Annotated in this window: 7 protein-coding genes and 1 pseudogene; 4 read left to right on the forward strand and 4 right to left on the reverse strand. The window is 67.9% G+C overall.

Features of this window, described 5'->3' with window-relative positions; all coding sequences use genetic code 11:
* The first annotated feature begins 91 nt into the window (after positions 1 to 91).
* On the forward strand, positions 92 to 1,069 hold the full coding sequence (locus JNW91_RS13185; protein ID WP_203175123.1) for a PfkB family carbohydrate kinase: 978 nt from the start codon (positions 92 to 94) through the stop codon (positions 1,067 to 1,069).
* A complete protein-coding gene (surE, locus tag JNW91_RS13190) occupies positions 1,066 to 1,827 on the forward strand; it encodes a 5'/3'-nucleotidase SurE (protein ID WP_238424894.1) in 762 nt (253 codons plus the stop codon). Before JNW91_RS13185 ends, surE begins: the two co-directional genes overlap by 4 nt.
* A gap of 73 nt (positions 1,828 to 1,900) precedes the next feature.
* Here surE and JNW91_RS13195 read toward each other — a convergent pair whose 3' ends face one another.
* Entirely contained in the window at positions 1,901 to 2,263 is a 363-nt protein-coding gene (locus JNW91_RS13195) for an STAS domain-containing protein (RefSeq protein ID WP_203175124.1), read from the reverse strand.
* Positions 2,264 to 2,626: 363 nt separating this feature from the next.
* Here JNW91_RS13195 and JNW91_RS13200 point away from each other — a divergent pair, with 363 nt between their 5' ends.
* Positions 2,627 to 2,767, forward strand: a complete 141-nt coding sequence (locus tag JNW91_RS13200) for a hypothetical protein (RefSeq protein WP_203175125.1) — start codon at positions 2,627 to 2,629, stop codon at positions 2,765 to 2,767.
* A 133-nt stretch (positions 2,768 to 2,900) separates the two neighbouring features.
* The gene (locus tag JNW91_RS13205) at positions 2,901 to 3,299 is read left to right on the forward strand and encodes a hypothetical protein (RefSeq protein ID WP_203175126.1); all 399 of its coding nucleotides are present in this window, start codon (positions 2,901 to 2,903) and stop codon (positions 3,297 to 3,299) included.
* Between the two features lie 571 nt (positions 3,300 to 3,870).
* Here the strand turns inward: JNW91_RS13205 and JNW91_RS13210 are convergent.
* The 3 genes and pseudogenes from JNW91_RS13210 to JNW91_RS13220 all read right to left on the reverse strand — a co-directional run.
* Positions 3,871 to 5,025, reverse strand: a complete 1,155-nt coding sequence (locus tag JNW91_RS13210; RefSeq protein ID WP_203175127.1) for a hypothetical protein — start codon at positions 5,023 to 5,025, stop codon at positions 3,871 to 3,873.
* Between the two features lie 467 nt (positions 5,026 to 5,492).
* The gene (gene treZ / locus JNW91_RS13215) at positions 5,493 to 7,223 is read right to left on the reverse strand and encodes a malto-oligosyltrehalose trehalohydrolase (protein ID WP_203175128.1); all 1,731 of its coding nucleotides are present in this window, start codon (positions 7,221 to 7,223) and stop codon (positions 5,493 to 5,495) included.
* Positions 7,220 to 8,395: pseudogene (locus JNW91_RS13220) on the reverse strand (malto-oligosyltrehalose synthase); the annotation flags it as partial. The pseudogene JNW91_RS13220 and the gene treZ, both read right to left, overlap by 4 nt.
* Positions 8,396 to 8,469: the final 74 nt, after the last annotated feature.

Here is an 8,469-nt window from a genome sequence, read left to right on the forward strand (position 1 = left end):
TCTCGTGATCCGTCACTTGTCCCATTAGGGTCGGTTGGTGACGAATGACGGAACGTGACGGAGAGGGTGGATTCATGAACGGCGACGACCGATGAGCGGGCACGTGATGGTCTTCGCGCCCACTCCGCAACTGACCGTGACCGTGGATCAGCCGAACGGCCAGACCGAGCTGCACCTGCACCCCGGCGGACAAGGCGTGTGGCAGGCCCGGATGGTGCTGTCGCTGGGCGTGGACGTGGTGCTCTGCGCCGCGCTCGGCGGCGAGATCGGCCAGGTGCTGGAACCGCTGCTGGTCAGCGAGGGGGTGGACCTCAAGGTGGTGGTCCGCGACTCCGGCAGCGGCGGGTACGTGCACGACCGTCGGAACGGATCGCGGCAGGAGATCGCCGACGTGCCCGGGCAACCGTTGAGCCGCCACGAACTCGACGAGCTGTACAACCTGACCCTGGGCGAGGGTCTGCGAGCCTCGGTGAGCATCCTCAGTGGACCCAACGAGCCGTCGCTCGTCCCGGCCGACCTGTACCGGCGCTTCGCCGCCGACCTCGGAGCCAACGGCGGCCAGGTCGTCGTCGACCTCTCCGGCGACCACCTCGGCGCGGTGCTGGACAGCGGGGTCTTCTTCCTCAAGGTGAGCCACGAGGAGCTGATCCGCGACGGCCGCGCCCGCAACGACGACATGCTCGAGCTGACCCGGGCGATGTACGACCTGCACGCCGCCGGCGCCGAGACCGTGGTGGTGAGCCGGGCCGACCAGCCGGCGCTGGCACTCATCGACGGGGAGCTGTTCGACGTCGAGATGCCCCGACTGGAGGCCGCCGACCCGCGTGGCGCGGGCGACTCGATGACCGCCGGGGTTGCCGCCGTGGTGGCACGCGGTGGCGACATCCGGACCGCCATCCGCACCGGCGCCGCCGCCGGCGCGCTGAACGTGACCCGGCACGGCCTGGGCACCGGACGCCTGGACTCGATCACCGGCCTGGTGGACCGGGTCCGACTGGTGCCGGCCGACAGCCGTCAGCAGGAGCGCACCACGCCGGACGAACTGGCCGACCGGGTGGTCGAGCGATGACGCTACGGGTCCTCGTCACCAACGACGACGGGATCGCCGCGCCCGGCATCCAGGCACTGGCCTGGGCGGCGACCCAACGAGGGCTGGACGTGGTGATCGCCGCGCCAACGGAGGAGGCCAGCGGCACCAGCGCCGCGATGAGCGCGACGGAGCGCGACGGACGGGTGGTCGTGCACGACCACCCGCTGCCGGACCTGGACGGCGTGCCCGCGTACGGGGTTGCCGGCACACCAGGCTTCATCACGCTGATCGCGCTGCACGGGGCGTTCGGCCCGCCGCCGTCGGTGGTGCTCTCCGGCATCAACCGGGGCGCCAACGCCGGCCGCGCCGTGCTGCACTCCGGCACGGTGGGTGCCGCGTTCACCGCCGCCACGAACGGCTGCCGGGCGATGGCCGTCTCCCTGGACGTCCTCTCCGCGGGCGAGGCCACGGCCGCCAGCGGTGGCGCCGCCGTGGACGCCGCCGCCCGGGTACGCGACGCCGAACGGCACTGGAGCACCGCCGCGCGGGTCGCCCTCGACCTGCTCCCCCGGCTGACCGCCGCGCCGCTGGAGAGCGTACTCAACGTGAATGCCCCGGACCTGCCGCTCGCGCGCCTGCGCGGGGTACGTCGCGGCACGTTGGCCAGCTTCGGGCAGGTGCAGATGACGGTCGCCGAGTCCGGGCACGGTTTCGTCCGTACCTCGCTGGAGGAGCCGGGTCAGGCCGCACAGCCCGGCACGGACGTGGCGTTGCTGGCAGCGGGGTACGCCTCGTGACGGCCATCCGGGCCGTCACCGAAATGACCGATGTCGACCTGACCGGCCTGGACGAGCAGCCCTGAACCGGCGGTCAGGCGCCGGGCAGCACCTCGCGGGTGGCGGCGCCGGCGAAGTAGGGCTCGGGAGCGCCGAACAGGCCGAGCAGGCCCGTCACCCAGAGCTGCCGGTGCACGAACCGGCTCGGCTGGGTGACCACCAGCTTGACGCCACTGACCTCGGCGGTCTGGAAGCCCGCGACCATGGCGCTGATGCCGACGGAGTCGATGAAGGTGACCAGCCTCATGTTCAGCTCGATGCGGAGCGGACGGCCCTTGGCCAACACCTCCGCGATCGCCTCGCGCACCTCGTACGCGGTGTCGACGTCGATCTCACCTCGCGGGGCGATCTCCACCACACCACCGGACAGAACCGACTTCACGATCGACAGGCTCACGCGAGCACCTCCACCCGCCCGTCCCCCGGGCGCCTCATCAGTACGCGGGCCGCGACCGAGAGTATTCCTCCGACGGCCTCGGTCGCCACCCCTCAGGATGAGCAATTCGCGGATCTGGGCACATCAGGCCTCCCAGTTCCGAAATTTTCGTTATTCGACCACTCAGCGGCCGGTCGGAGCCGACGCGCGCCGAACCAGGGTAGCGGTCCGGATCCGACCCGCCCGACAACTTGCCACCAAGCGGGTTCGTCCCGCGTACCACCGGCGTGTCGTGCCCACCGCGTCCACGCGGCACGACCTCGGGGTTTGCCGATGCCGCCTAGCATCGGCCCGGGACACCCACCGCGACGGAGAGGACCTTCAATGATCAAGAGACTGGCCGGACTGGCCGGCGTCGGCGTTCTGCTCGCCCTCGTACTGGCCTGCGGTTTCGGTGGCGGCGACGACGATGACGACGATGACGACGACTTCGCCCGCGGCGCGGCCGTGGTGCTGGTGCGCTGAACGCGCCCAGCAGAACCGGCCGGGTTTGCGGCCGGCCGGCGCGGGGCACTGCGGGGTAGGCGAACCGTGACGCGCTGAACAGACGCCGAAGTCCGAAGTGGCCGGCGGATTCGGCACCCGAGGAGGTAACACGATGTTCGGAACCAACCTGCTGGACCGCCGCAGCAAGCCGGAGCGGATCGCGGACCAGGCGTGGGAGCACCTGGTCTCCGCCGTCAGCTCCGCGGGGGACAGCGTCCTCGACACCGCCCGCTCGGCCCGTCGCAGCAGCGGCGACCTCGCCGACGGGGCCGGTGACCTGGTCGGCTCCGCCGCCGAGGAGGCGCGACGCCGGGCCTCGCTGGCCTTCGACGCGCTCGCCGGGCGTCAGCCGGCACTGCCCTGGACACTGCTGATCGGCGCCGCGCTGGTCGGTGCGGCGGTCGGCTGGGCCGTCGGCTCCGCCGCCCTGGCGGCCGGCAGCCGGGACGACCGCGCCGTCGAGGACGTGGAGTTCGTCGACGTGGACCGCCCCAACTCCCCCGCAGTCTGAGTGTGTCAACTGGTGGTTCCACAATGTCCCAACGCGCGATCGAAGCGAGAAGACGAACTACGTATGAATGGCTGCTGCCGATAGCGCCTCCCCTCCCATAATCTGCTAAAGGGGTTGAGAGTGCCCGCAGTAAGGGAACCTTGATTACCTGGGTATGGCCGGATTCACCGGTCCTCAGCCATACTGGAAGGAGCATCAGGATCGCCACCATTCCGGTGATCAGCCACTCAAACACCGCCACCCCCAGCCGACTTTTGCTCAACGGCACTGCCAATTTCCGTGCCGGGAAAAAGCGTCGAGACGATGATCGCGGCAGCCCGTTGGAGAACCTCTGGCGCCGCTACTCCCACCAAGAATGCTGGCAAGGGTGAACCGACCTTGCCCTCAGCCGCCAGGACTCCCGCCACCACGGACGCCACGACCGCCCTTATAAGTAAGGCGGCAAAAAAGGGTCCTCGCTGCTTCCGCGTTCGCCATGGCAGCGATTTGGATGCTGTCATTCTGGCGGCTACGGCAGAGCCATCAGAGACAGCCGCACCAAGCAGTCCGAGAAATGCTCCCATGTACCAGCTCATGAATCTGAAGGCAAAACGTGTGACAACATGATTTCGCCAGCATTCGACGACGGCCCGGCCACCCACTCTACCGCTGCCATACGGTGGTGACTCTTCCGTTGCATTACTCTACCTGCCCACTCAGATAACTCTGTATCAGGAAGTCGCTCTCCAAAGCGTGAATAGGACTTAATGAGTCGCCACCCGTCGGCGGCGGGAACCACGACATACATTCCAAGGCTGATGGCGTCCATAAACCAGCGCGACAGCTCATCGTCGTAAGCGACTGGATGGTCGATGAAACTTGGCGCTGGAAGCTCGTCAAACTCACGCGCACGGCCCTTTCCCCACTCTTTAGCCTCTTCGCCCGCCATGTCCACGCGGCGGTTGCGCGCTAGCACCAGGCCCGCAACCGTAAAATGTCGGTTCCGGTAAATGGCGTACTCTGCAGCAGGAGCCCCCGGCGCTGGAGTTGCCCTTAGACTGATCCACCCTAGCGCGGTACGTTCAGGATGTTGCAGGACTTTATTGACAACATGCGGCGTCATGTGCTGACCGTGATACATAGACGAGATCGCTAGGAGTAGCCCGCCATTCCGGCGGACGGCGTCTATCACTTGCGCACCGGGCCTGATCCGCCAGGTCTGAGGAGAGCGAATATCAATCGCGTCCTCGGAAACTTCGAGTGATATTCCCACAGCGGGTTGTAACGGAGGCATAGGGATAGGACCTCCTGGGAACATCTTGTGATAGTCCCTGAACAGGGGAACGTTCGATACATACCATTTGTCGTCGTGGTCGAGGCTCAACGACGCCATCTCAAGGCTCACATTAAGCAAGACTATTGGTATGCCGTCAACAATCATGCTCGTGTGAAGATAGGTAACATGATCACCGAGCGAAGGCCGGCAGAAAATCACGCCGCCCCCATCACCGTCGTTCCAAAGCGGCACCTGGCACGTCGGATGGTGCAACGATACGTGCCCCATAACCAGCATTATCTCGGCGTAGACCGAAATCGGCCCGGAGATCAGGGAAGAACCGCAAGTTTGACAATCCCCCCGCCAAAGCGCGTGCAGCAAATCAGAAAGCGTTTTGCCGCCTAGCCGTTCGGCCATCTCTTTGGCGACGAGAACGTCGTCACCTAAGGCAGGGTATTCGGTATTGAACAAAGCGACCCCTCCCCGGACCTGACTCATCGATCACGCGCCGCGAGATGACGGCACATCCACACTATTCCCATGGAAGCTGGCGTACCACCCCTTGACAAGCCGCGATGGCCACCTGCGCTCTGCAGCGGCAGGCGGCAGAGCACAGACGTCGAAGGATTCCAACCTGGTGTATTGGCGGCACGAAGCGCACGCAGCATCGAAGCAACTAGCGTTCGGTCTGCTGTCGGGTATCCGTCCCTGGCGGCGCTCAGCCTGTGGTGATCGTTCAGTTCCATCTTGTCGGCTGGTTCACACCATATTCGCCGACACCTCTCTGCATTGATCCCGCCCGGTCCCCGCACCGCTATGCGGCAGGTGCAAGTCAGGCAACAGACGTACCCGCTTGCCACTATCGCAGTAGCCCCACAGATCGCGCCCACGCGGAACACATCAGCCCGTTGAACATCCGACCGGCGGGGGCACTGGCCTCAGAGCGCCACGATCGCCGCAGTCTCCGCAGGCAGCTCGATCCGGTCCCGCATAACGGTGACACCCTCCCCCGTAGCCAGCAACACCCGCCGCGCCACCCCAGGCAACGACACCCCCTGCCCGCGCCCAGCCAGGTTGGCGACAACAAGCGTGTCCCCCCGCCGCATCAGCAGGAACTGGTCCCCATGCTGCACAGAAACCGCGTGCAACCGAGGATCAGACAGGTCCGGCAACGACCGACGCAAAGCGATCAACCGCTGGTAAAACGCCAGCATCGAAGCATGCTCAGGCTTGTCCAGCTCCGCCCAGTCCAACCGCGACCGTACGAACGTCTGCGGATCCTGCGGATCAGGCACGTCCCCTTCCGGCCACCCGTGCGCCGCGAACTCCCGCCGCCGCCCGGTCCGCACCGCCGAGGCCAACTCCGGCTCCGGGTGCGAGGTGAAGAACTGCCACGGCGTAGAGGCCGCCCACTCCTCCCCCATGAACAGCATGGGCGTGAAGGGCGCGGTCAGCAGCAGCGTAGCCCCGACGCGGAGCAGCGAAGGTGACAGAGAGGCCGAGATCCGATCCCCGGTAGCCCGGTTGCCGATCTGGTCGTGGTTCTGCAAGTAGGCAACCAGCCGATGCCCCGGCACCCGCGAATCCAGAGGCCGCCCGTGGTGCCGGTTCCGGAAGCTGGACCAGGTCCCCGCGTGGAAGAACCCGCCCGTCAGCACGTCCGACAACGTCTCCAGAGACCCGAAGTCCGAGTAGTACCCCTGGCGCTCCCCCGTCAGCAACGTGTGCAGCGCGTGGTGGGCGTCGTCGTTCCACTGCGCGTGCAGCCCGAACCCGCCAGCCTCCCGAGGCGTGATGAGCCGTGGATCGTTGAGGTCCGACTCCGCGATCAGCGACAGCGGGCGACCGAGGTGCGTCGACAACGACTCGACAGCAAGAGCCAGCTCTTCCAAAATTGGCACCGCCCGCGAGTCGGGCAGGGCGTGTACGGCGTCCAGGCGTAGGCCGTCGACGTGGTAGTCGCGCAGCCACATGAGCACGCTGTCGATGATGTAGCGGCGTACCTCGTCGGAGTGCGGGCCGTCGAGGTTGACCGAGCGCCCCCAGGTGTTGCTCTGCTCGGCGAGGTAGGGGCCGAACCGCGGCGCGTAGGCCCCGGAGGGCCCGAAATGGTTGTAGACGACGTCGAGGATCACCCCCAGCCCTTTGGCGTGGGCGGCGTCGACGAACCGTTTCAGGCCGTCGGGTCCGCCGTAGGGCTGGTGTGGGGCGTACCAGCAGACGCCGTCGTACCCCCAGTTGTGTTCGCCGTTGAAGGCGTTGACCGGGAGCAGTTCGATCAGGTCGACGCCCAACGACACCAGGTGGTCGAGGCGGTCGATGGCCGCGTCGAAGGTGCCTTCCGGGGTGAAGGTGCCGATGTGCAGCTCGTAAAGGATGCTGCCGGGCAGTTGCCGCCCGGTCCACGAGCTGTCGGCCCAGTCGAAGGTGGAGTGGTCGTAGCGTCGGCTCGGCCCGTGCACACCCTGCGGCTGCCACGGTGAGCGGGGGTCGGGCAGCGGGGTGTCGTCGTCGTCCAACAGGAACGCGTAGTCGGTCCCGGGGCCGGCGTCGGGCACCTCGACCCGCCACCACCCGTCGGGGGCGGCGCGCATCTCGTGGTCGGCGTCGCCCGGCAGGTGCAGTCGCACCCGTTCGGCGTCCGGCGCCCACACGGTGAATTCGGTCATGACGCAGCCTCCACGGAAGCGGTGGAAGGGGCCAGCAGAGCGACGGGATAGTCCGACAGAAGGTCGTCCAGACGAGTCTCCCCGCCACTGTAGACCCGGCCGGTGAACAGGTCCTTCACCTCGTTAACGGGAAGCGACAGGACTGTGTCGCGCCATCCTCCGGCGCGCGCCAGACCCAGCGGCAGGCGGGTCGCCACGGTGATCGCGCCGCCCCGGTCGAAGGCCACCACGTGCCGGCCCGCCGGGCCGTGCGCCGGCACCGGCCGGTAGCCGGTGAACAGCTCCGGGTGCGACCGCCGCAGCCGCAGGGTCCGCGACACGACCAGCAGCTTCGCCGCGCCGTCGGTGTCGATCGGGGGACGCCAGCCGTCGTCCAGCCGCGCCAGCATCTCCCGGCGTACGTCGAAGTCAACCGGCCGGCGGTTGTCGGGGTCGACGAGGGAGTTGTCCCACAGCTCGGTCCCCTGGTAGGTGTCCGGCACGCCGGGCATGGTGAGCTGCACCAGCTTCTGCCCGAGCGAGTTGCACCAGCCGGCCGGGGTGATGGCGGCGGCAAGTTCGGTCAGCTCGTCGTGCAGGCTCGGGTCGTCGTACATCATGTCGATCACGGCGTGCATGGCCTGCTCGAACGCCGCGTCGGGGTCCGCCCAACTGGTCGAGGCCGCGGCCTCCCGGGCGGCCTTCTCGGCGTACGCGTGCAGCCGCTCCCGTTCGATCGGCCACGCGCCGACGGCGGTCTGCCACAGCAGGTGGGCGAACGCCAGGTCGGGCAGCGGGGCGTACTCCATCCAGGCCCGGACCTGCCCGCCCCAGCGCTGCGGCACCTCGCTGAGCACGGCGAGGCGGGCGCGCACGTCCTCGCCGCGTTTCGTGTCGTGGGTGGCGGTGGTGGTCATGCTCGCCGGCCAGCGGACCTGCCGGGCGGCGGCGAAGCGGTGGAACTCCGCCGGCGGCACCCCGAAGTGGGCGGGGCTGCCGCCGACCTCGTTGAGCGCCACGAACCGGGTCCACCGGTAGAAGGCGGTGTCCTCCACACCCTTGGCCATCACCGCGCCGGTCAGCTGCGGGAAGCGTTGCGCCAGCTCGTCGTCGGGGTCGCGCAGCCGGCGGGTCACCGCGTCCAGGGCGCCGGTCAGGTCGGGATGTGCGAGTGACCGAAGACCAGCAGGTCGACGTCCGGGAAACGGGCCGCGCACCGCTGCTCACGTCCGGGAAACGGGCCGCGCACCGGCTGCTCACGGCCGGC

It is taken from the genome of Micromonospora parastrephiae (assembly GCF_016802865.1).
Taxonomy (GTDB): Bacteria; Actinomycetota; Actinomycetes; order Mycobacteriales; family Micromonosporaceae; genus Micromonospora; species Micromonospora parastrephiae.